The organism is Hydrogenophaga electricum (genome assembly GCF_030160815.1).
GTDB lineage: Bacteria > Pseudomonadota > Gammaproteobacteria > Burkholderiales > Burkholderiaceae_C > Hydrogenophaga > Hydrogenophaga electricum.
Window position 1 is genome coordinate 61,492 of sequence record NZ_BSPB01000009.1, and the last position, 20,387, is coordinate 81,878.

General features: G+C 69.9%; 17 protein-coding genes. 11 read left to right on the forward strand and 6 right to left on the reverse strand.

The genetic code is table 11. The annotated features are described in order from the left end of the window. Positions 1–10 precede the first annotated feature (10 nt). The 3 genes from QQK43_RS08085 to QQK43_RS08095 are packed head-to-tail and all read right to left on the reverse strand — an operon-like array spanning position 11 to position 4,248. Positions 11–889, reverse strand: coding sequence for an alpha/beta hydrolase family protein (locus tag QQK43_RS08085; RefSeq protein ID WP_234266449.1), 879 nt, complete (start codon positions 887–889; stop codon positions 11–13). 10 nt (positions 890–899) lie between these two features. Next, positions 900–2,507 carry a carboxyl transferase domain-containing protein gene (locus tag QQK43_RS08090; protein ID WP_234266401.1) on the reverse strand — a complete coding sequence of 536 codons (1,608 nt, stop codon included), beginning with the start codon at positions 2,505–2,507 and terminating at the stop codon, positions 900–902. A 34-nt stretch (positions 2,508–2,541) separates the two neighbouring features. Next, positions 2,542–4,248, reverse strand: coding sequence for an AMP-binding protein (locus QQK43_RS08095; RefSeq protein ID WP_284307346.1), 1,707 nt, complete (start codon positions 4,246–4,248; stop codon positions 2,542–2,544). A gap of 158 nt (positions 4,249–4,406) precedes the next feature. On the opposite strand from QQK43_RS08095, the gene QQK43_RS08100 reads away from it, so the two are divergent. The 9 genes from QQK43_RS08100 (at position 4,407) to QQK43_RS08140 (ending at position 15,523) form a co-directional block, all read left to right on the forward strand. Next, a complete protein-coding gene (locus tag QQK43_RS08100; protein ID WP_284307347.1) occupies positions 4,407–5,432 on the forward strand; it encodes an AraC family transcriptional regulator in 1,026 nt (341 codons plus the stop codon). A gap of 325 nt (positions 5,433–5,757) precedes the next feature. Then, positions 5,758–7,350, forward strand: a complete 1,593-nt coding sequence (locus QQK43_RS08105; protein WP_284307348.1) for a gamma-glutamyltransferase family protein — start codon at positions 5,758–5,760, stop codon at positions 7,348–7,350. Next, positions 7,340–8,011 (forward strand): GntR family transcriptional regulator, encoded by a 672-nt coding sequence (locus QQK43_RS08110; RefSeq protein ID WP_284307349.1) that lies wholly within the window; start codon positions 7,340–7,342, stop codon positions 8,009–8,011. Before QQK43_RS08105 ends, QQK43_RS08110 begins: the two co-directional genes overlap by 11 nt. A 2-nt stretch (positions 8,012–8,013) precedes the next feature. Further along, the gene (locus QQK43_RS08115) at positions 8,014–10,014 is read left to right on the forward strand and encodes an ABC transporter permease (RefSeq protein ID WP_284307350.1); all 2,001 of its coding nucleotides are present in this window, start codon (positions 8,014–8,016) and stop codon (positions 10,012–10,014) included. An 8-nt stretch (positions 10,015–10,022) separates the two neighbouring features. After that, entirely contained in the window at positions 10,023–10,847 is an 825-nt protein-coding gene (locus tag QQK43_RS08120) for an ABC transporter ATP-binding protein (protein WP_284307351.1), read from the forward strand. Further along, the gene (locus tag QQK43_RS08125; protein ID WP_284307352.1) at positions 10,844–11,563 is read left to right on the forward strand and encodes an ABC transporter ATP-binding protein; all 720 of its coding nucleotides are present in this window, start codon (positions 10,844–10,846) and stop codon (positions 11,561–11,563) included. The genes QQK43_RS08120 and QQK43_RS08125 overlap by 4 nt, the downstream gene beginning before the upstream one ends. A gap of 67 nt (positions 11,564–11,630) precedes the next feature. After that, positions 11,631–12,749 carry an ABC transporter substrate-binding protein gene (locus QQK43_RS08130; protein WP_234266409.1) on the forward strand — a complete coding sequence of 373 codons (1,119 nt, stop codon included), beginning with the start codon at positions 11,631–11,633 and terminating at the stop codon, positions 12,747–12,749. Between the two features lie 22 nt (positions 12,750–12,771). Further along, a complete protein-coding gene (locus QQK43_RS08135) occupies positions 12,772–13,941 on the forward strand; it encodes an aromatic ring-hydroxylating oxygenase subunit alpha (RefSeq protein ID WP_284307353.1) in 1,170 nt (389 codons plus the stop codon). Positions 13,942–14,080: 139 nt separating this feature from the next. After that, positions 14,081–15,523, forward strand: a complete 1,443-nt coding sequence (locus tag QQK43_RS08140; RefSeq protein ID WP_284307354.1) for an NAD-dependent succinate-semialdehyde dehydrogenase — start codon at positions 14,081–14,083, stop codon at positions 15,521–15,523. On the opposite strand, the gene QQK43_RS08145 is transcribed toward QQK43_RS08140, so the two are convergent. The 3 genes from QQK43_RS08145 to QQK43_RS08155 are packed head-to-tail and all read right to left on the reverse strand — an operon-like array spanning position 15,510 to position 16,966. Beyond that, entirely contained in the window at positions 15,510–16,190 is a 681-nt protein-coding gene (locus QQK43_RS08145; protein WP_234266412.1) for an HAD family hydrolase, read from the reverse strand. The two genes, QQK43_RS08140 and QQK43_RS08145, sit on opposite strands and share 14 nt — an antisense overlap. A gap of 41 nt (positions 16,191–16,231) precedes the next feature. Further along, a complete protein-coding gene (locus QQK43_RS08150; RefSeq protein ID WP_284307355.1) occupies positions 16,232–16,609 on the reverse strand; it encodes a hypothetical protein in 378 nt (125 codons plus the stop codon). 21 nt (positions 16,610–16,630) lie between these two features. Beyond that, positions 16,631–16,966, reverse strand: a complete 336-nt coding sequence (locus tag QQK43_RS08155; RefSeq protein WP_284307356.1) for a hypothetical protein — start codon at positions 16,964–16,966, stop codon at positions 16,631–16,633. 223 nt (positions 16,967–17,189) lie between these two features. Here QQK43_RS08155 and QQK43_RS08160 point away from each other — a divergent pair, with 223 nt between their 5' ends. After that, positions 17,190–17,843: a response regulator transcription factor gene (locus tag QQK43_RS08160; protein WP_284307357.1), complete on the forward strand. Its 654-nt coding sequence runs from the start codon at positions 17,190–17,192 to the stop codon at positions 17,841–17,843. Beyond that, on the forward strand, positions 17,843–20,377 hold the full coding sequence (locus QQK43_RS08165; protein ID WP_284307358.1) for an ATP-binding response regulator: 2,535 nt from the start codon (positions 17,843–17,845) through the stop codon (positions 20,375–20,377). The genes QQK43_RS08160 and QQK43_RS08165 overlap by 1 nt, the downstream gene beginning before the upstream one ends. Positions 20,378–20,387: the final 10 nt, after the last annotated feature.

Genomic DNA, 20,387 nt, shown 5'->3' on the forward strand with positions numbered 1-20,387 from the left:
GTCGGGGGTCTCAGCGGACGGCGGGTGCGGCAAACCCCTGGGCATCCAGAAAGGCCGACACCACCGGTTGCCAGGTCGCGGGAAAACGGGTGAACAGGCTGTGCCCGTCGGCACCCTGGGGGCCGAACTGCACGAACTGCGCCGTCCCGCCAGCCTGGGTGAAGGCGGCGTGCCATTCGCGCGGCAGGCGGGCGCCGAAATAGCGGTCGTTGTCGGCGTACACCCACAGCATGGGCACACGCGCCGTGCGGCCATAGGCGGCAAACAGTTGCGCCAATTGGGCGGGCGAACACGGCTGCTCCGGATGGCGCTCCGGTGAACCCCCGCCGCCACCGGCAAAGTTGATCGCGGCGCGCACGCCCGGCGGATTCATTGCCGCCAGGGCCACCGCCGTCGCACCGCCGAACGACTGCCCCAGCACCAGCACGCGGTCCGGGTCCACGTCCGGACGCTGGCGCACGGCCTCCAGCACGGCCAGCGTCTGTTCGGCGGCCGCGGCGAACACGGCCGGATAGCGGCGCTGCGCGCAGGCGCCGGAAGCCTCCACATCCTCCCCACCCGACACGCCGTAACCAACGCGCGTGGGCACGGCGACGACAAACCCCCGGCCCACCAGGTAACGGGCGGCATCGCTGTAGCGCGCCCGGCCCAGCGCCGCCCGCCCCGACGCGCTCGGGGCGCGGCCGTGGTTGATGAGCGCGATGGGCGCCGGCCGGGGATTCGTGGTGTCGGCAAAAACGGTCACGCGGATGGGCTGGGCGACCGCCCGGCCCCAGGCGTCCTGAACCCGCACCGGCACATCGATCTGCGTCTCGACCAAGGCCGCCTGGGCGCGCCCGACCAGGGCCCACAGGGCCAGCGCGCAGCAGAGAAAGCCCAACGGACGCATGCTCACCGGCTCACATCCGGAACAGACCGAACTTGGTGTCCGGGATCGGGGCGTTCAGCGAGGCGGAGAGGCCCAGGGCGAGCACGCGGCGCGTGTCGGCCGGGTCGATCACGCCGTCGTCCCACAGGCGGGCGGTCGCGTAATAGGGGTGGCCCTGCACCTCGTACTGCTCCTTGATCGGGGCCTTGAAGGCGGCTTCTTCTTCCGCGCTCCAGCTGCCGCCCTTGCCTTCGATGCCGTCGCGCTTGACAGTGGCCAGCACGCTGGCCGCCTGCTCACCGCCCATCACGGAAATGCGCGCGTTGGGCCACATCCAGAGGAAGCGGGGCGAGTAGGCGCGGCCGCACATGCCGTAGTTGCCGGCGCCGAAACTGCCGCCGATGATCACCGTGAACTTCGGGACCGCGGCGGTCGCCACGGCCGTCACCATCTTGGCGCCGTTGCGGGCGATGCCTTCATTTTCGTACTTGCGACCGACCATGAAGCCGGTGATGTTCTGCAGGAACACCAGCGGCGTCTTGCGCTGGCAGCACAGCTCGATGAAGTGCGCGCCCTTGAGGGCCGATTCGCTGAACAGGATGCCGTTGTTGGCGATGATGCCGACCGGCATGCCTTCGATGCGCGCGAAGCCGCAGACCAGGGTGGTGCCGAAGCGCGCCTTGAACTCGTCGAACTCCGAGCCGTCGACGATGCGGGCAATGATTTCGCGCACGTCGAACGGCTTGCGCGTGTCGGTGGGAATCACGCCATACAGCTCTTCGGCCGGGTACCGCGGCGCCACCGGATCGATGGTCGTGATGGGCGGCACCTTGCGGGCATTCAGGTTCTTCACCGCCTGGCGCGCCAGCGCAATGGCGTGCAGATCGTTCTGCGCCAGGTGGTCGGCCACGCCGCTCAGGCGCGTGTGCACGTCGCCGCCGCCCAGGTCTTCGGCGCTCACCACCTCGCCGGTCGCGGCCTTCACCAGCGGCGGGCCACCCAGGAAGATCGTGCCCTGGTTCTTGACGATGATGGTCTCGTCGCTCATGGCCGGCACGTAGGCGCCGCCCGCCGTGCACGAGCCCATGACCACCGCGATCTGCGCGATGCCCTGCGCGCTCATGTTGGCCTGGTTGAAGAAGATGCGGCCGAAATGGTCGCGGTCGGGGAAGACCTCGTCCTGGTTGGGCAGGTTGGCGCCGCCCGAGTCCACCAGGTAGATGCAGGGCAGGTGGTTCTGCTGCGCCACTTCCTGCGCGCGCAGGTGCTTCTTCACCGTCAGCGGGTAGTAGGTGCCGCCCTTCACCGTGGCGTCGTTGCAGACGATCATGCAGTCCACCCCGCTGACGCGGCCGATGCCGGCGATGACGCCGGCGCAGGGCGCGTCGCCGTTGTACATGGCGTGCGCGGCCATGGGGCTGAGTTCGAGGAACGGCGTGCCCGGGTCCAGCAGCATCTGCACGCGGTCGCGCGGCAGCAGCTTGCCGCGTGCGGTGTGCTTGGCGCGGGCGGCCTCGCCGCCACCGAGTGTGGCCTTCTCGATCTGGGCCTTCAGGTCGTTCACCACGGCGCGCATGGCAGCGGCGTTGGCCTGGAAATCGGCAGAGCGGGCGTTGAGTTGGGTGTCGAGGATCGTCATATCAGGGGTCCAGCGTGCGGCGCAGGGGCCGCTGTCAGGCGGTGTGGGCTTCGGCCAGGCCCAGTTCTTCTTTCATCGCCTCGCGAATCCTGAATTTCTGGATCTTGCCGGTCACGGTCATGGGAAAGGCGTCGACGAAGCGGATGTAGCGCGGCACCTTGTAGTGCGCGATCTGGCCCTTGCAGAAGGCGCGGATGTCGTCCTCGCCCAGCACCTGGCCGGGCTTGGCGATGATCCAGGCGCACAGTTCTTCGCCGTACTTCTGGTCGGGCACGCCCACCACCTGCACGTCCTGCACCTGGGGGTGGCGGTAGAGGAATTCCTCGATCTCGCGCGGGTAGACGTTTTCGCCACCGCGGATCACCATGTCCTTGATCCGGCCGACGATGTTGACGTAGCCCTCGTCGTCCATGATGGCCAGATCGCCGGTGTGCATCCAGCCTTCGGCGTCGATGGCTTCGGCGGTGCGCGCCGGATCGTCCCAGTAGCCCTGCATCACCGAATAGCCGCGCGTGCACAGCTCGCCGCGCTCGCCCACCGGCACGGTCCGGCCGCTGTCGGGTTCGATGATCTTCACCTCCAGGTGCGGCTGCACCAGGCCCACGGTCGACACCCGCTTGTCCAGCGGGGTGTCGGTGCTGCTCTGGCAGCTCACCGGGCTGGTCTCGGTCATGCCGTAGGCGATGGTGACCTCGCCCATGTGCATCTCGGCCTGGACCCGCTTCATCACCTCGATCGGGCAGGGCGAGCCGGCCATGATGCCGGTGCGCAGGGTGGACAGGTCGAACTCCGCAAAACGCGGATGGTCCAGCTCGGCGATGAACATGGTCGGCACGCCGTGCAGGCCGGTGCACTTTTCCTGCTGCACCGCCTGCAGCACCGACAACGGCTCGAAAGCGTCGTTCGGGTACACGATACAGGCGCCGTGCGTGAGGCAGGCCAGGTTGCCCAGCACCATGCCGAAGCAGTGGTACAGCGGCACCGGAATGCACAGCCGGTCGGCCTCGCTCAGCTTCATCGCCTCGCCGATGAAGAAACCGTTGTTCAGGATGTTGCGGTGCGTGAGCGTCGCGCCCTTGGGGAAGCCCGTGGTGCCGCTGGTGAACTGGATGTTGATCGGGTCGCGCGCCGTCAGCAGCTTGGCCACCACATCCAGCCGGGGGTCGGCTGGGTCGCCGCTGCGCATCAGATCGGAGAACCGGCGGAAGCCGGGCACGTCCTCGCCCTGCCCGGCCTCGTCGATCCAGATCGCGTGCTTCAGGTGCGGCAAGCGCTCCGACTGCAAGGTGCCCGGCTGCGCGTGCGCCCATTCCGGCGCCAGCTCGCGCAGCATGCCGATGTAATCGCTGGTCTTGAAGCTGGGCATGGTCACCAGCGCCTGGCAATCCACCTTGTTGAGCGCGTATTCCACCTCGGCCGTGCGGTAGGCCGGGTTGATGTTGACCAGCACCAGCCCCGCGCGGGCGGTGGCGATCTGCATCAGCACCCATTCGGCGTTGTTGTGCGACCAGATGCCCACGCGGTCGCCCGCCTTGAGCCCCAGGCCCAGCAACGCGCTCGCCAGCCGCCGGCTCTCGGTCTGCAGCTCGCGGTAGGTGTAGCGCCGCCGCTGGTGCAGCACCACCAGCGCCTCGCGCTCGGGCACCCGTTCCACCATGGCATCGAAAAAGGCACCAATGGTCTGCTCGATCAGCGGCTGGTCGGTAGCGCCGCGGGCATGGCTTTCGCTCAGGGGGCCCATGTGCGTTGTCTCCTCAGGGTCTGTGTGGCAAGCGTGTGCCCTGGCAATGTATACCCGGCGCGCACGACCTTGAACCGGCAGCTTACCCGCGACCGCACCACCTTTGGCGTCACCATGGTTGCAAAATGCGCCACCATATCGCCCCAAAGTGCTCCACCATGCCCACCCGCCCCAGCCTGCCGCCCGCGCGCACACCCTTTGCTTTCGTGCAATGTGTGCTGACCGCCTACGAGCGCCGGCACCAGGCCGCCGACGCGGCGCTGGAAAAGGCACAAATTGCGCCAGATGCGAGAGGCCGGTGGCCGGCGCGGGTGTCCTCGCTGCAGTTCGAACGCCTGTGCGCCGCCGCGATGCAGGAGCTGGACGACGAGGCCCTGGGCTGGTTTGAGCGCCCGCTGCCCTGGGGCAGCTACGGCATGCTGGCCCGCGCCTCCATCAGCGCCCCGACCCTGCGCGTTGCCCTGCGCCGCTGGTGCCGCCACCACGGCCTGCTCACGCGCGACGTGCTGCCCGCGCTGGACGAAGCCGACGGCACCGCCTGCATCACGGTGCACGAACACCGCGACCTGGGCCCGCTGCGCGAATTCGCCCTGCTCTCGCTGATGCGCAATGTGCACGGCCTTTCATGCTGGTGGGTGGACTCGCGCATCCCGCTGCAGGCGGCCGAATTCCCGGTGCCGAAACCGGCGCACGCCGATGTCTACGACACGCTGTTTCCCGGTCCGGTGCGTTTTGGGGCCCCGCTCGCCCGGCTGCGCTTCGACGCCGCCTACCTCGACCTGCCGCTGCACCGCGACGAAACCGCGCTGGCCCAGATGCTGCGGCGCGCCCTGCCCATCATGGTGCTGCCCTACCGCCGCGACCGCCTGCTGGCCCTGCGCGTGGGCCAGCAGCTGCAGTTGCGGCCCGATCTGGGTACCGAAGCGCTCGCGGCCACCCTGTCCCTGTCCTCGCGCACCCTCCAGCGCCAACTGGCCGACGAGGGCACCTCGCTGCAGGCGCTCAAGAACGAAGCCCGGCGCGACCGCGCCATCGCCCTGCTGCAGCGCACCCAGCGCCCCATCAAGCAGATTGCCGAGGCCACAGGCTTCCGCCATGAAAAGAGCTTCATGCGCGCCTTCAAGGACTGGACCGGGCTGACGCCCGGCGAATGCCGCCTGGGCGGCTCCCCGCGCACGCCCTGAACCGCGCGCCCACGCGCACGGCCACGCCCGGCCCACCCGTTTTCCGCGCCCGTGGCCGGGCGCCCCTGCACGCGCAAGCCTGGGTGGTGCGCGCACCACCACAAGGCGCCCGCACGCCCCATTTCGGCACAAGCCGCCGCCCGATCGCGCGCCGTCCCGGGGCACCCTGCGGCGGGGCATGCCGCGCTCAGCTCCACGTCTCCCGCAGGCCACACGGTGCGTCAGAGGGCACACCCCTGGGGCAGGGCCGCCAGCCCCCGATCTGGCACAGGCATTGCTTATTTTGATCAAGAGATTTTTGGATCCAATTATCAAAACCCCAGTCATGCGGAACTTCGAACAACCCGGCCGGTCCCTGGTGCGCTCCACGCACGGCATGGCCGCCACGTCCCACCCGGCCGCCTCCCTGGCCGCCATCGACACCCTGCGGCAAGGCGGCACGGCCATGGACGCGGCCGTGGCCGCCTGCGCCGTGCAATGCGTGGTGGAACCCGGCTCGACCGGCATCGGGGGCGACTGTTTTGCCCTTTACGCCCCCCGCGGCACCGACCGCATCGTGGCCTTCGACGGCTCCGGCCGCGCGCCCATGGCCACCACGGCCGCCGCGCTGCGCGACATGGGCATGAGCAGCATTCCCCGCAGCTCCGCACACGCGATCACCGTCCCCGGCGCCGTGGACGCCTGGTGCCAGTTGCTGCGCGACCACGGCGCCCTGCCGCTGTCGCAGGTGCTGGCCCCGGCCATCGAAGCCGCCACGCAAGGCTATGTGGTGGCCGAGCGCGCCGGCACCGACTGGGCCAAGCAGGAGAAGCTGCTGGCCGGCGACGACAACGCCCAGCGCCACCTGCTGGTGCAGGGGCGCGCGCCCGCCATCGGCAGCGTGCACCGCCAGCAGGCGCTGGCCGCCACGCTGCAGGCCATCGCCGCCCAGGGGCGCGACGCCTTCTACACCGGCGCCATCGCGGGCGACATGGTCGACTACCTGCAATCGCTGGGCGGCCGGCACACGCTGCAAGACTTCGCCGCCTGCCAGGGCCACTACGTCACACCGATCAGCACCGGCTTCGCGGGGCACGAGGTGCACGAATGCCCACCCGCCGGCCAGGGCGTGATCGCGCTCATGATCCTGCGCCTGCTGCAGGACCTGCCCGCCGGGCACAACCCGCTCGACCCCGACCGGCTGTTCCGCGAACTGGAAGCCTGCCGGCTGGCGTATTCGGTGCGCGACGCGGTGATCGGCGACCCGGCCGGCGCCGCGGTGGACGTCGACTGGCTGCTGTCGGACGGTCTGATCGACGCGCTGCGCCAGCAGATCCTCGACGGCCGGGTGAACCGCGACATCCCGGCCTTCACGCCGCCCACACACAGCGACACCGTCTACATCACCGTGGTCGACAAGGACCGCAACTGCGCCAGCTTCATCAACTCGGTGTTCAGCCCGTTCGGCAGCGGCCGCGTGTCGCCGGCCAGCGGTGTGCTGTTCCACAACCGGGGGCAGAGCTTCACGCTGGCCGAAGGCCACCCCAACGCCATCGGCCCCGGCAAACGGCCCATGCACACCATCATTCCCGGCATGGTCACGCGGGATGGCCGGGTGCGTTTCTCCTTCGGCGTGATGGGCGGCCAGTACCAGGCCATGGGCCACGCCTGGTTCCTCTCCCGCGTGCTGCAGTACGGCATGGACATGCAGGCCGCCATGGCCCTGCCCCGGGTGTTCGCCAGACCGGGCGGTTGGACGGTGGAGCACGAAGGTACGCTGGCCCCGGCCACCGTCGAGGCGCTGCGCGCGCGCGGCTACGACATGGTGCCGCCCGACTGGGCCATCGGCGGCGCCCAGGCGATCGAAATCGACTGGGAGACCGGCACCCTGACCGGCGCTTCCGACCACCGAAAGGACGGCTGTGCGCTTGGATACTGATCTTCACCGGGTGGCCAACGCCCACCAGCTTTCGGCCGTGCAGGAGGCCTACGCCTTCATCGACAACCGCATCCGCAGCGGTGTCTATGCCGCCGGCCAGCGCTTGGTGGCCGACGACATCGCGGCCGAGCTGTCCATGAGCCGAATGCCCGTGCGCGAAGCCTTCCGCCGCCTGGCGGGCGACGGGGTGATCATGCTGCGCGCCAACCGCGGCGCCATCGTCACCTCGCTGGGCGAGCAGGACGTGCGCGAGGTGTTCGAGATGCGCGCAGCCCTCGAAGGCCTGGCCGCCGGCAACGCCGTGGCCCGCATCAAACCTTCGCAGATGCGCGACCTGGAGCTGCTGCTGGAGCGCATGGAGGAGGCCAACCTGGAGCACCAGACCTGGGTCACGCGCCACCGCGAATTCCACGAATACCTGACCGACCTGGCCGGCATGCCGCGGGTCAGCCGCCAGATCGCGGTGCTGCACACGGTGATCGAGCCATACATGCGCGTCTGGGTCTCGCGCGAGGTCAACTCCATGCAGTCCAAGGCGTGCCACGAGCACATCCTGGAAGCGCTGCGCACCGGGGAGCGCGAGGCCGTCGAGCAGGCCCTGCGCACGCACGTGCTGTCCACCATCCCGCCGTTCGCCGGCTGCCTGCCGCCCGGAGTCTGACCATGGCGTATTTCGAACAGCTGGTGCTCAACGGCCTGCTCATGGGGGCGATCTACGCGCTCGCGGCCGTGGCCTACACGCTGGTCTACGGCGTGGTCAAGATGGTGAACTTCGCGTTCGGCGAACTGTTCATGCTCGGCGGCTTCCTCACCGCCACGCTGATGCTCGACAAGGTCACCCTTTTTGGCACAGACATCGCCATGCCGGGCCTGGGCTTCGGCACCGCCGCGGCGCTGGCGATGGCGATGGTGGCCGCGCTGGGCGGCCTGATCGACCAGGTGGCCTACAAGCCGCTGCGCAGCGCGCCGCGGCTGGCCCCGCTGATCACCTCGATCGCGGTGTCGGTGGTGCTGCAGAGCCTGGCGCAGGCCGCCTGGGGCCCGGGCTCGATGCTCTTTCCGGCGATGCCTTTCGAACACGTGCCCGCCATCCCGCTGGGGCCGGACCTGCTGATCGAAGGCACCGAATGGGTGGTGATGCTGGCAGCGCTGCTGGCCATGCTGGGCGTGCACCTGTTCGTGCACCGCACCCCGATGGGCAGCGCCATGCGCGCAGCGGCCATCGACCCCATGGCCGCGTCGCTGGTCGGCATTCCGGTCAACCGCGTGATCGGTGCCGCGTTCATGATCGGCTCGGCCCTGGCCGCGCTGGCCGGCCTGCTCTACGCCCAGACCTTCCAGTTCACCAGCGCGACCATGGGCTTCCTGCCCGGCCTCAAGGCGCTGACCGCGGCCGTGCTGGGCGGCATCGGCAGCGTGCCCGGCGCCGCGCTCGGTGGCCTGCTGCTGGGCCTGATCGAATCGCTGGCCGCGGGCTACCTGCCCGAGGGCGCGGTCTACCAGGACGTGGTGAGCTTCGTGCTGCTGATCCTGCTGCTGCTGTTCCGACCGCAGGGCCTGCTGGGCAAAAAGGAAATGAACAGCGCCGCACCGGGCAGCCTGACCTCGGGGCGCGGCCTGCAGCCGGGCCGGGTGATGGCGGCCGTGCTGGGCGGCTTCGACCGCCTCTTCACCACCCCGGCGCTGCAGAAACCCCAGGCCCGGCTGCTCCTGCTGGGCGCGGCCATCGCGCTCGGCTTCGTGGTGCGCTCGGACTACTGGCTCGGCATCTTCGTCATGGTGCTGATCTACGGTCTGCTGGCCACCGGGCTCAACGTGGTGGTCGGTTTCGCCGGCCTGCTGGACCTGGGCTTCGTCGCGTTCTGGGCCATCGGCGCGTACTTCACCTCCATCCTCTTCATCGACGTGATCCAGCAGGGCTGGGGCCTGGACACCAGCGCCTGGTGGTGGCTGCTCTACCCCAACCTGCTGGTGGGCGGCCTGGTCGCCGGGCTGGCGGCCATGCTGATCGGCTACCCCACGCTGCGCGTGCGGGGCGACTACCTGGCCATCATGACCCTGGGCTTCGGCGAGATCATCCGCATCGTCGCCACCAACTGGGTCAGCTTCACCAACGGCCCCATGGGCCTGCGCGGGATTCCGTCGCCGCAGTGGTTCGGGTGGGTGCTCGACACCCCGCGCTCGCAGTACTTCTTTGCCCTGGCGCTGGCGGTGCTGCTGATCCTGTTCGTGAGCCGGCTGGCCCGCTCCTACGTCGGCCGCGCCTGGGTGGCGCTGCGCGAGGACGAGCACGCCGCCGAGGCGATGGGCATCTCGGGCACGCGCTACAAGCTCATGGCCTACGCCTGCTCGGGCTTCGTCGGTGGCGTGGTCGGCGTGTTCTTCGCCCACTTCATGCGCTTCATCAGCCCGGCCAATTTCACGCTGTTCGAAAACATCCTGATCCTGCTGCTGGTGGTGCTGGGCGGGCTGGGCACGCTGGCCGGCCCCTTCCTGGGCGCCGCCGTCTGGCTGCTGTTCCTGCAGCTGTCCATGCACATCCCGCTGGTCACCCAGTTCCCCGAACTGCGCTTCGCCCTGCTGGGCATCCTGCTGATCGTGCTCGTGCTCTACCGCCCCGACGGGCTGGCCGGCAAGGCGCGCAGCCGCCTGACGATGGGATGAGACCCGCCATGACAGCCCCAACCACCCTGCACCCTGCGGCCGCCCCGGTGGCCCCCGCCGCCCCCACGGAGGTGGCCCTGAAAGCACGCGGCCTGAGCGTGGTCTTCGGCGGCCTGACCGCGGTCGACGCGCTCGACCTGGACATCCGCAACCACAGCATCCACGCCATCATCGGCCCCAACGGAGCGGGCAAGACCACGGCGGTCAACGCGCTGTCCGGGTTCCAGGCCCCGACCCGCGGCCAGGTCTGGATCGGCACGGCGACCCGCCCGCGCTGGAGCGCCCACCAGATGGCGCAGGCCGGGCTCGCGCGCACGTTCCAGAACATCCGCCTGTTCGGCGGCATGACGGTGCTGGAGACGGTGCTCGTGGGTGCGCACAAGCGCTTTGGCAGCACGCTGCCGGCGCTGCTCTGGCGCTCGGCCCGCGCACGCGCCGAAGAACAGCACGAGGAAACCCGCGCCCGCGAGCTGATCCGCTTCGTCGGCCTGCCGGACACGGCCGTGCTGCAGCCCGCCTCGTCGCTGTCCTACGGCAACCAGCGCCGCGTCGAGATCGCCCGTGCGTTGATGTCCTCGCCCGCCGTGCTGCTGCTGGACGAACCGCTGGCCGGCATGAACGTGAGCGAAAAGGCCGAGGTCAGCGCACTGATCCGCGCCATCCGCCAGCAGGGCACGGCCGTGCTGCTGATCGAACACGACATGGACGTGATCCGCAGCCTGGCCGAGCGTGTCACGGTGATGCACCGGGGCCGCAAGCTCACCGAAGGCAGCGCCGCCGAGGTGCTGGCCGACCAGCGCGTGCAAGACGCCTACCTGGGGAAAGTTCAATGAGCACGCATCCGTACGAACTGCTGCGCGTGGAAGACCTGCGCGTGGCCTATGGCGAAGTCCAGGCCGTCAAGAACGCGAGCCTCACCGTCGGGGCGCACCAGATCGTGTCGCTGGTGGGCAGCAACGGCGCCGGCAAGACCACCTTGCTGCGCGCGATCTCGGGCGTGCTGCCGCTGCAGGCCGGGCGCGTGGTGTTCGGCGGGCAGGACATCACCCGCCTGCCGGTGCACGCGCGGGTCGGCATCGGCCTGGCGCATGTGCCCGAAGGCCGGCACGTGTTCGGCCCGCTCACCATCGCGGAGAACCTGCGCCTGGGCGCCTACAGCGGCACCGACAAACCGGCGATCCGCCGGCGCATGGAGGAGATGTTCGAGCTCTTCCCCATCCTGGCGGAACGCCGCAGCCAGCAGGCCGGCACCATGTCGGGCGGCGAGCAGCAGATGCTGGCCATTGCCCGCGCGCTGATGAGCCAGCCGCGCCTGCTGATCCTGGACGAACCCACCATGGGCCTGTCGCCCAAGATGATCGGCCTGGTGCTCGAAACCCTGGTGCGCATCCGCAGCCAGCAGATTCCCATCCTGCTGGTCGAGCAGAACACGGTGGAAGCCATCCGCATGGCCGACACCGTCTACGCCCTGCGTGTGGGCGAAATCGTCGCCCAGATGCCCGGCACCGGCGTGACCGAAGACGTGCTCAAGCACTTCTACCTCGGCTGAAGCCGTCCCCCCTTTCCCGTTTCCCTCGTTTCTCCGTTTTCCTCTTTTCATTCTTTAGGAGTTGGACATGCGCACCTCTGCTTCGCTTCTCGCCGCCACCGCCCTGATGGCCGCCTCGGCCTGCGCCTCGGCGCAGGACACCGTCTCGGTGGCCTTCACCGGCACGCTGACCGGCGACTTCGCTTCCTACGGCGTCACCGGCAAACAGGGCTTCGACCTCGCCATCGAGGCCTACAACGCCAAGAAAGGCCCCCAGGTGAGCGTGACCGTGGTGGACGACCACGGCAACCCGGGCGACGCCGTGCTCGCGGCCAACCGCTTCTGCTCGGACAAGAACGTCTCCGCCGTGGTGGGCTACACCTTCAGCTCCGTGGCGCTGGCTTCGATGCCCATCCTCGACAAGTGCAAGCTGCCCGTGATCGGCACCGCCGTGACCAGCCCCCAGCTCACCGGCACCAGCCCCTACTTCCGCCGCGTCGCACTGACCGACGCCACCCAGGGCAAGCTGATGGGCGAGTACGTGGCCAAGACGCTGGGCCTCAAGAACGTCTACCTGCTCTACCAGCAGGACGACTACGGTATCGGCGTGCAACAGGCGTTCAAGGCCGCCTACGAAGCCGCCGGCGGCACGCTGCTGGGCAACGACCCCTACATGCTCGGCACCAAGGACTTCCGCACCCTGCTGACCAAGGTCAAGAGCAAGCGCCCGGAGGGCATCTTCATCGCCGGCTTCTACACCGAGGCCGCCAGCCTGGTCGCCCAGGCCAAGGCCATGCGCATCAACGCCCGCATGCTGGGCAACGACGGTTCGCTCTCGCCGCAGCTGATGGCCCTGAGCAACGGCGCCGCCGAAGGCATGACCCTGTACGGCACCTTCGACCCCAGCGCGTCCGCCGACGCATCGCCGGTGGCCGCCGGGTTCGTCAAGGCCTTCACCGCCAAGTACAAGAGCGAGCCCGACAGCTGGGCCGCCCTGGGCTACGACGCCGGCCTGGCGCTGACGGCCGCCATCGACGCGGCCAAGGCCAAGGGCGGCATCGACCGCGCCAGCCTGCAGACGCAACTGGGCGCGATCAGCGGCCTGCCCGGCGCCACCGGGCAGGTGCAGTTCGAAAAATCCGGCGACCGCAACGCGTCGGTCCTGTTCTTCACGGTCAAGAACGGCAAGTTCGCACTGGCCAAGTAACCCTCACGAGACGGACATCCCCATGACCTGTGCCGCAAAAACCGACGGCCGCTGCACGCAGACCCCGCAGGCCTTCGTCTGGTCCGGCAAACCGCTGGGCCAGGCCCGCAGCGCCCCGGCCAGCTTCTACACCTCGCAGGAGGTCTTCCAGGCCGAGGTGAACCAGATTCACCTCAAACACTGGATCTTCATCGGCCGCACCGACCAAGTGGCCGAGCCCAACAGCTACCTGGCCGTGGACACGGTGGGCGGCCCCGTGCTGCTCACGCGCGACCAGAACGGCGAACTGCACGCCTTCGCCAACTACTGCCGCCACCGGGGTGCGCAACTGGTCGAAGGCTGCGGGCGCCGCCAGCGCCTGGTGTGCCCGTACCACGCCTGGGGCTTCGGCCTCGACGGCCGGCTGCTGCGCGCCCCCGGCATGGAAGACGTGCCCGGCTTCGATCTGGACAAGGAATCGCTGATCCCCATCCGCATGGCCGAATGGGCCGGCAACGTGTTCGTCAACTACGACGACAGCGCGCCCGACCTCATGACGCATCTGGGCGGCTTCCCGGCGTTGTTCGCCTCGCACAAGGTCGAAGACATGCGCTGGGTCTTCGGTGTGGAGATTCCGGCCGCCTGCAACTGGAAGATGCTGCTGGAAAACGCCATGGAGACCTACCACACCGGCATCGTGCACGCCCGCACCGTCGGTGCCCAGACCAGCATGACCTTCGACGGCGAGGAAAACTGGGCCGCGATCCAGGTGCAGTCCACCATGACCACCGCCGTGCTCGACAAGAGCGCGCCCGCACCGTTCCCGCAGATCGCGAGCCTGGACGAGCAGGCCAAGAAAGGCACCTACTTCACGCTGCTGCACCCGACCACTCAGTTCGTCTTCGCGCAGGACTGCATGTGGTGGCTGGCGGTGCGCCCGGTGGCGCCCGACCGGTCGGTGCTGAGCGTGGGCGGCTGCTTCCCCAAGGACTACGTGGCCCTGCCCAACTTCCAGGAACTGGCCCAGCCCTATTTCACCCGCTGGGAATCGGTGGCCAAGGAGGACGTCGGCATCCTGGAGCGGCAGCAGAAGGGCGTGAGCTCCGTGCTGTTCAAGCCCGGCCTGCTGTCCTCGCGCGACGACGTGGTCCACACCATGGGCGAGTGGATCCGCCAGCGCATCGGCACCGCCATCTACAACGACCCGTTCTGACGCGCGTCCGGCAGTGCCCACGCACTGCCGACCCGCCGGCGCCGCAGCCGGCGGGCCTTCGTTCCCTGTTTCTGCCGCACGCCGCCGGCCGCCCCGGGTGGCCGGCGATGCCTTGCGCCCTTTTTCCGCCTGTCTTTCCATGACCCACGCCTACCCCGACACCCGGTTGCTGATCGCCAACGAATGGGTGCCCAGCCAGACCGGCGCCACCCTGCCGGTGATCAACCCCGCCACGGGCGAAGCCATCGGCCGGGTCGCGCACGCCGCCCCGGCCGACCTCGACCGCGCGCTGGCCGCCGCCGAACGCGGCTTCGCCACCTGGCGCCGCCTCAGCGCGCACGAGCGCAGCGCCCTCATGCGGCAGGCGGCCACCCTTTTGCGCGCCGACAGCGAACGCATCGCCCACTGGCTGACGCTGGAACAGGGCAAGCCGCTGCGGGAAGCCCGCGCCGAGGTGGCTTCGGCGGCCGGCATCATCGAATGGTTCGCCGACGAGGGCCTGCGGCTCTACGGGCGCATCGTCCCGGCCCGCAGCGAGCGCATGCAGCAATGGGTGACCAAGGAGCCGGTCGGGCCCGTGGCCGCCTTCACGCCCTGGAACTTCCCCATCAACCAGATCGTCCGCAAGCTCAGCGCCGCCCTGGCCTCGGGCTGCAGCTTTCTGGTCAAGGCGGCCGAGGACACGCCGGCCTCCGCCGCCGCGCTGATCGACGCCTTCGTGCGGGCCGGCGTGCCGGAAGGCGTGGTCGGCCTGGTGTTCGGCGACCCGCAGGCCATATCGGCCTACCTGATCGCGCACCCGACCATTCGCAAGGTGTCGTTCACCGGATCGACGGCGGTCGGCAAACAGCTCGCCGCCCTCGCCGGCTCGCACATGAAGCGCGTCACCATGGAACTGGGCGGTCACGCCCCGGTGATCGTGGCCGAAGACGCCGACGTGGCCACGGCCGCCACCGTCCTGGCGGCGGCGAAATTCCGCAACGCCGGCCAGGTGTGCATTTCGCCCACACGCTTCCTGGTCCACCGGCGGATCAAGCGCGACTTCCTGGAAGCCCTGATCGCGCAGACCGAAACCCTGCGTCTGGGCGCAGGCCTGGACGAGACCACCACGCTCGGCCCCCTGGCCCACGCGCGGCGCGTGCACGCCATGGAACAGCTGGTCACCGATGCGGTGGACAAGGGCGCCCTGCTGCTCACCGGTGGGCAGCGACCCGACGGGCCCGGCTTCTTCTACGCCCCCACCCTGGTGGACGAAGTGCCGCTCGATGCGGCGCTGTTCAACCAGGAACCGTTCGGCCCGGTCGCCGGCATCCGCGGTTTCGACACGCTGGACGAGGCCATTGCCGAGGCCAATCGCCTGCCTTACGGACTGGCGGCCTACGCCTTCACCCAGTCGTTCACCACCCTTCACCGGCTGAGCCGCGACGTCCAGGCCGGCATGCTGTGGATCAACCAGGGAGCCACCCCGTCGGCCGAACTGCCCTTCGGCGGCATCCGGGATTCCGGCTACGGCAGCGAAGGGGGCCCCGAAGCGCTGGAGGCCTACCTCTCCACCAAGGCGGTGGCGGTCACGGCGCTGTAGGGCCGGCGGGGTCTGCGGCGGCGAGGTGGCGGGCCACCTCGCCCATGTGGTACATCACGCGCGCCACCGGCAGGCCGGCGAAGGCGCGGCCGTCACCGTGCTGGCAATAGCCCCAGACCGTGGCACCGGCGGCCAGGCCGGCCTGCGCGCCGGTCGCGGTGTCCTCGATCACCAGGCAGCGCGCCGGATCGACACCCAGGTGGTCGGCAGCAGCCAGGTAGACGTCGGGATGCGGCTTCGAGCGCGGCAAGTCGTGGCCGCTGAAGATGCGCTCGCCGAAATACGGTGCCATGCCGGCCATGCCGATCTGCATCACGACCTTGGGCCGGTCGGCGCCCGAAGCACAGGCGATGCGCCCGGCGGTGTGGGCGTGCGCCTCCACCACCGCGTCGAGCGCGCCGACCACCGCCTGCAGCTCGGCCATCAGGCGCTGGTTGCGCCGTGCGTAGAAAGCGCGCATCCAGTCTTCGGTCAGCGGTTGGCCGGTTTCCGCCTCGATCAGGGCCCGCTGGTCGCGCACCGCGCGGCCGATGAAATGGTGCTCGCACTCGGCGGCGCTCAGCCCCCAGCCCGCTTCGTTGAGCATCTGGCGCAGCACGCCGTTGGTGATCGGCTCGCTGTCGACCAGCACGCCATCGCAATCAAACAGAACCGCATCGAATCGCATGCCCCGATTGGAACACGCGCCCCGGCCCGAGGCGGTGCCGGTCAGCAGCGGCCAGCCGCCTTGAGCAAGGCGTTGCAGGTGCCCGAGGGCACGGGCGCCGGTGCGCCCGAGGTGCCGAAGCGCGTGCACAGAGCGTCGGAGTTCGGTGTCATGCCGAAGGTCATCGCGCGCTGAAACCCGGTCGGGGAATAGAGATAACACTTGTAGACGGCGCCGTCCTTGGTGCGGGCGACGTAGTTGATGCGACCGCCGCTCTCTTCGCTGCGGTCGGACAGGGTGAACGTGCCCACCTCGCGGCCAATGGCCATGGAGGTGCGCTGCTCAAGCCCCCCGTCGTCGATGGTGGCGGCGCAGGCCGTCAGGGCCAGGACCACGGCGAGGGCCATCGGTGTGCGGAAATTCGGTGTGGTGTGGTTCATGGGGTTTTGCCGCGATGGCGTTCAGTAGGACTGGAAGAACCGGCCTTTGCTGCCGTTGATGATCTTCATGCTCACGCCGCCATCGAGCAGCGACACGGTCATCACGGAGACGTCCGACGTGCCCTTGTCGGCGATCCAGTTGTAGTCGGCGCGGTTGTCGTAACGCGACTCGCCGTTGTTGTGGGCGTAGCCCACGAGGGACTCGACCTCGGCCAGGCTCATGCCTTTGCCGATCTTGTCGTAGGCGGCGTAAAGGGCGGCGGCATCGCCCCCCTCACCGCCGCCCGAACCCACGTCCCCTCCGCCGCCGCCACCGCCGCAGGCCGGCAACAGGGCCGGCAACAGGGCCGTCAGCATCACCATTCCGCATCCGATCAGAAATTTGCGCATCGATCACCTCGTCGTAAGAGCCCCCGGAACCCGGTGTCCGGGTTCGCTGCGGGGCGGTCAACACCATCAGTCATGGCGCGCCATTGGGCCACCGGCCCCGGTCGGCAACAACCCTACCGAAGTGGGGTGCCGCAACGCGCGCCAACACGGCGGCGGGCGGTAGGATGTCGACCACCCCACGGCGCCCCTCATGGACCATCCACCCCCCTACGCCATCGTTCTGGACGACCATCCGCTGGTCGGTCGCGGCATGGCGCAGTACCTCGGCACGGTGCTGCCGGCCCTGGAGGTGGCGGTGGCCACACAATGGCGCGATGTGCCCCTGCTGAGCGCACAACGGGGCTGCCCCCGCCTGCTGGTGGCCGATGTCTGGCTCGCCGAGGGCCCCTGCCTGGACGCCCTGGTCGCCTGGCGGCGGGGCTGCGTCGACACCCCCTGGCTGGCGGTCAGCGGCGACGACGACCCGTCCGTGATCGAGCGCGTGCGTGCGGCCGGCGCGCTGGGTTTCGTGCCCAAGAAGGCCGCCCCCGAAACCTTTGGCGCCGCGCTCAGGGCGGTGCTGGCGGGCCGGCCCTGGTTCGAGCCGGCGCCGGGCGCCGACGCCCGTGGCAGCGTGCCACACCAATGGACCATCGCGCCCCGGGAGCTGGGGCTCACACCGCGCCAGGGCGAGATCCTCGCGCTGGTGCTGCGCGGGCTGCCCAACAAGCGCATCGCCTCGCAGCTCGACATCTCGGAAAGCACCGTCAAGGAACACGTGACGGGCATCCTCGAACGGCTGGGCGTGCGCAGCCGGGTCGAAGCCATCACCCTGCTGCGCGGCCGGCGGCTGGAGCTGTCCTGATGCCCGCCTTCCGGTCCCTGCTGCTGGCCGGGATCCTGTGCCTGCAGGGTGCCCTCCCCGCCATGGCCCAGGCGCCGAACCCGGACCTGGCCGAACTCGACCGGCTGCAGACCCTGGTGCAACGCAACAGCGCCGAAGCCCTGCAGGCGCTGCAAGCCGAAGCGCCGCGCTTCGCCAGCGCGGCCGATGCCGATACCCGGCGCACCTACCTGGCGGCGCTGACGGACGCCGCCTTCGAGACCGGACAGGCCGCGGTGGTGACCCAGGCCATTGCGCAACTGAAGGCGCTGGCAGCCGCACAGCACGACGTTTCCGCCCACGTGCTGGCCGTCGCTTTCGAAGCCCGGCAACTGGCCATCGCGGGCAAAACGCGCGCCGGGCTGGACGCCCTGGCGCGCGAAACCGCCGCCGCCGAGCAGGCCACCGACCCCTGGGTGCGCTGGCTCTACCACCTGACGCTGGGCGTCCTCCACAGCGGCAACGGCCAGTTCGAAACGGCACTGCCCCACATGCTGCGCAGCCTGGAGCTTTCGCGCACGCTGCCGCGCCAGGCGGCCACGGCCGAACTGCGCTCGCTCACCCACCTGGAGCAGCTCCACTTCGACATGAAGAACCCGGAGCGCGCGCTGCAGACCATCCGCGAAACGCTGCCGCTGGCCGAGCGTCTGGGCGCCCGGCAGGCGCAGGGCTGGCTGCACCTGCACCGGGGCAACGTGGCCAACGTGCAGGGCGACCTGGGCACCGCCATGTCCGCCTACCGGCAGGCGCTCGCCATCGCCCGGGACGGCGGGCTGGCCGGGCTGCGGGCGACAGCGCTGAACAACCTGGGCGACATCCTGCTGCAGCGCAAGGCCTATGCCGAGGTCGAACCCCTGATGCGCGAGGCCATGGCCGCCTACCGCGACGCGCACGAGCTGAGCGGGGTCGCCCTGGCGCAAGCCAACCTCGGTTTCTCGCTGATGGGCCAGGGCCGCATCGCGGCCGGTGTGCAGGAAGTGGAAGCCAGCATCCGGTTCATGCGCGAAGCCGGCGCCCAGCCGATGGAAGAGCAGTTGCTCGCCGAGCTTTCGCGCATGTACGAGCAGGCCGGCCTGTACCGCGAAGCCATCGACACCACCCGCCAGCAGCAAGCGCTGGCCAGGGACCTGTTCCACACCGAGCGCGACCAGGCCGTGGCCGCGCTGCAGGAACGCTTCAACAGCGCCGAGCGCCAGCGCCAGATCGAGCAGCTCGCCCAGGCCAACCGGGTCCAGGACGCCGAATTGCGCGTGCGGCGCCTGCAGCAAATCGGCCTGGCCGCCACGGTGGCGCTGGCCCTGCTGGCGGCCGGCATCAGCTTCTGGCAGTACCGGCGCACCCGCGCGGCCAATGCGGCGCTGGCCGCCGCCCGGCACCAGGCCGAAGGCGCGCTGGCCGAAAAGAACCTGTTCCTGGCGACCGCCAGCCACGACCTGCGCCAGCCGGTGCACGCCATGTCGCTGATGGTGGAAGCGATCGGCCTGCGCAACAGCGACCCGGTGCTGCGCCCCCTGGTGGCCGACCTGCGCACCAGCATGCAGGCCATGAGCCAGCTGTTCAACGCGCTGCTGGACCTCTCGCGCCTGGAGTCGGGCCAGCCGGTGGGCACCCAGGGCGCGGTGGACCTGAACGCGCTGCTCGCAGACGTGGTGCGCCTGTTCCGCGAGCAGGCCAGCCTCGGCGGTCTGGCCCTGCGGCTGCGCCTGCCGCGTGGCGGCGCCACCGTGTGGGCCGAACCCGTGCTGCTGCGCCAGGCGCTGACCAACCTGGTGCAGAACGCGATCCGCTACACCCCGCAGGGCAAGGTGCTGGTGAGCGTGCGAGCACGCGGAGGCGACTGGCTGGTCGAGGTGCGAGACACCGGCATCGGCATCGCCGTGGCCGAGCAGGACCGGGTGTTCAGCCCCTACTACCGGGGGGAGCGGGCAGACCAAATGGCCGACGCGGGACACGGCCTGGGGCTGGCGGTGGTGGCCCGCTGCGCCGAACAGATGGGCGCCACCTATGGCCTGCAATCGCGGGCCGGCCGGGGCTCGTGCTTCTGGCTGCGGCTGCCGGCCCACGCCACCCCGGCAGCGGTCGCGCCCGCCGGGCCCGTTGCCATGCAGGCGATCACGGCCGATCCGCTGCGAGGCCGCTGCCTGGTGCTGGACGACGACCCGCACGTGCTCAAGGCCTGGCGCGCCATGCTCGACGCCTGGGGCGTGACCGCGGCGTATGCGAGCACCGGGGCGCAGGCCCATGCCCGGCTGGATGCGGGTTTTGAGCCGGACGCGATCTTCTGCGACCAGCGACTGGGGCCGGGCGACAGCGGCTTCACCGTGCTGCGCCAGTTGCTGGCCCGCTGTCCGCAGGCCAGCGGCGCCATGGTCAGCGGGGAGTTGCAGTCGGCCGAACTGTCGCAGGCGGAGGACGAGGGCTACCTGGTGCTGCGCAAGCCGCTGGACCCGGCCGCACTGCGGCCCCTGCTGGAGACCTGGCTGGCCCGGCAGCCGGCGCACACGGCCACGCCGTGACCCGCCTTCC

Bases quoted from the DNA above. Each gene is read 5' to 3' on its own strand.
- QQK43_RS08085 (WP_234266449.1), bottom strand. From the start codon at position 889: ATGCGTCCGTTGGGCTTTCTCTGCTGCGCGCTGGCCCTGTGGGCCCTG.
- QQK43_RS08090 (WP_234266401.1), bottom strand. From the start codon at position 2,507: ATGACGATCCTCGACACCCAACTCAACGCCCGCTCTGCCGATTTCCAG.
- QQK43_RS08095 (WP_284307346.1), bottom strand. From the start codon at position 4,248: ATGGGCCCCCTGAGCGAAAGCCATGCCCGCGGCGCTACCGACCAGCCG.
- QQK43_RS08100 (WP_284307347.1), top strand. From the start codon at position 4,407: ATGCCCACCCGCCCCAGCCTGCCGCCCGCGCGCACACCCTTTGCTTTC.
- QQK43_RS08105 (WP_284307348.1), top strand. From the start codon at position 5,758: ATGCGGAACTTCGAACAACCCGGCCGGTCCCTGGTGCGCTCCACGCAC.
- QQK43_RS08115 (WP_284307350.1), top strand. From the start codon at position 8,014: ATGGCGTATTTCGAACAGCTGGTGCTCAACGGCCTGCTCATGGGGGCG.
- QQK43_RS08120 (WP_284307351.1), top strand. From the start codon at position 10,023: ATGACAGCCCCAACCACCCTGCACCCTGCGGCCGCCCCGGTGGCCCCC.
- QQK43_RS08125 (WP_284307352.1), top strand. From the start codon at position 10,844: ATGAGCACGCATCCGTACGAACTGCTGCGCGTGGAAGACCTGCGCGTG.
- QQK43_RS08130 (WP_234266409.1), top strand. From the start codon at position 11,631: ATGCGCACCTCTGCTTCGCTTCTCGCCGCCACCGCCCTGATGGCCGCC.
- QQK43_RS08135 (WP_284307353.1), top strand. From the start codon at position 12,772: ATGACCTGTGCCGCAAAAACCGACGGCCGCTGCACGCAGACCCCGCAG.
- QQK43_RS08140 (WP_284307354.1), top strand. From the start codon at position 14,081: ATGACCCACGCCTACCCCGACACCCGGTTGCTGATCGCCAACGAATGG.
- QQK43_RS08145 (WP_234266412.1), bottom strand. From the start codon at position 16,190: ATGCGATTCGATGCGGTTCTGTTTGATTGCGATGGCGTGCTGGTCGAC.
- QQK43_RS08150 (WP_284307355.1), bottom strand. From the start codon at position 16,609: ATGAACCACACCACACCGAATTTCCGCACACCGATGGCCCTCGCCGTG.
- QQK43_RS08155 (WP_284307356.1), bottom strand. From the start codon at position 16,966: ATGCTGACGGCCCTGTTGCCGGCCCTGTTGCCGGCCTGCGGCGGTGGC.
- QQK43_RS08160 (WP_284307357.1), top strand. From the start codon at position 17,190: ATGGACCATCCACCCCCCTACGCCATCGTTCTGGACGACCATCCGCTG.
- QQK43_RS08165 (WP_284307358.1), top strand. From the start codon at position 17,843: ATGCCCGCCTTCCGGTCCCTGCTGCTGGCCGGGATCCTGTGCCTGCAG.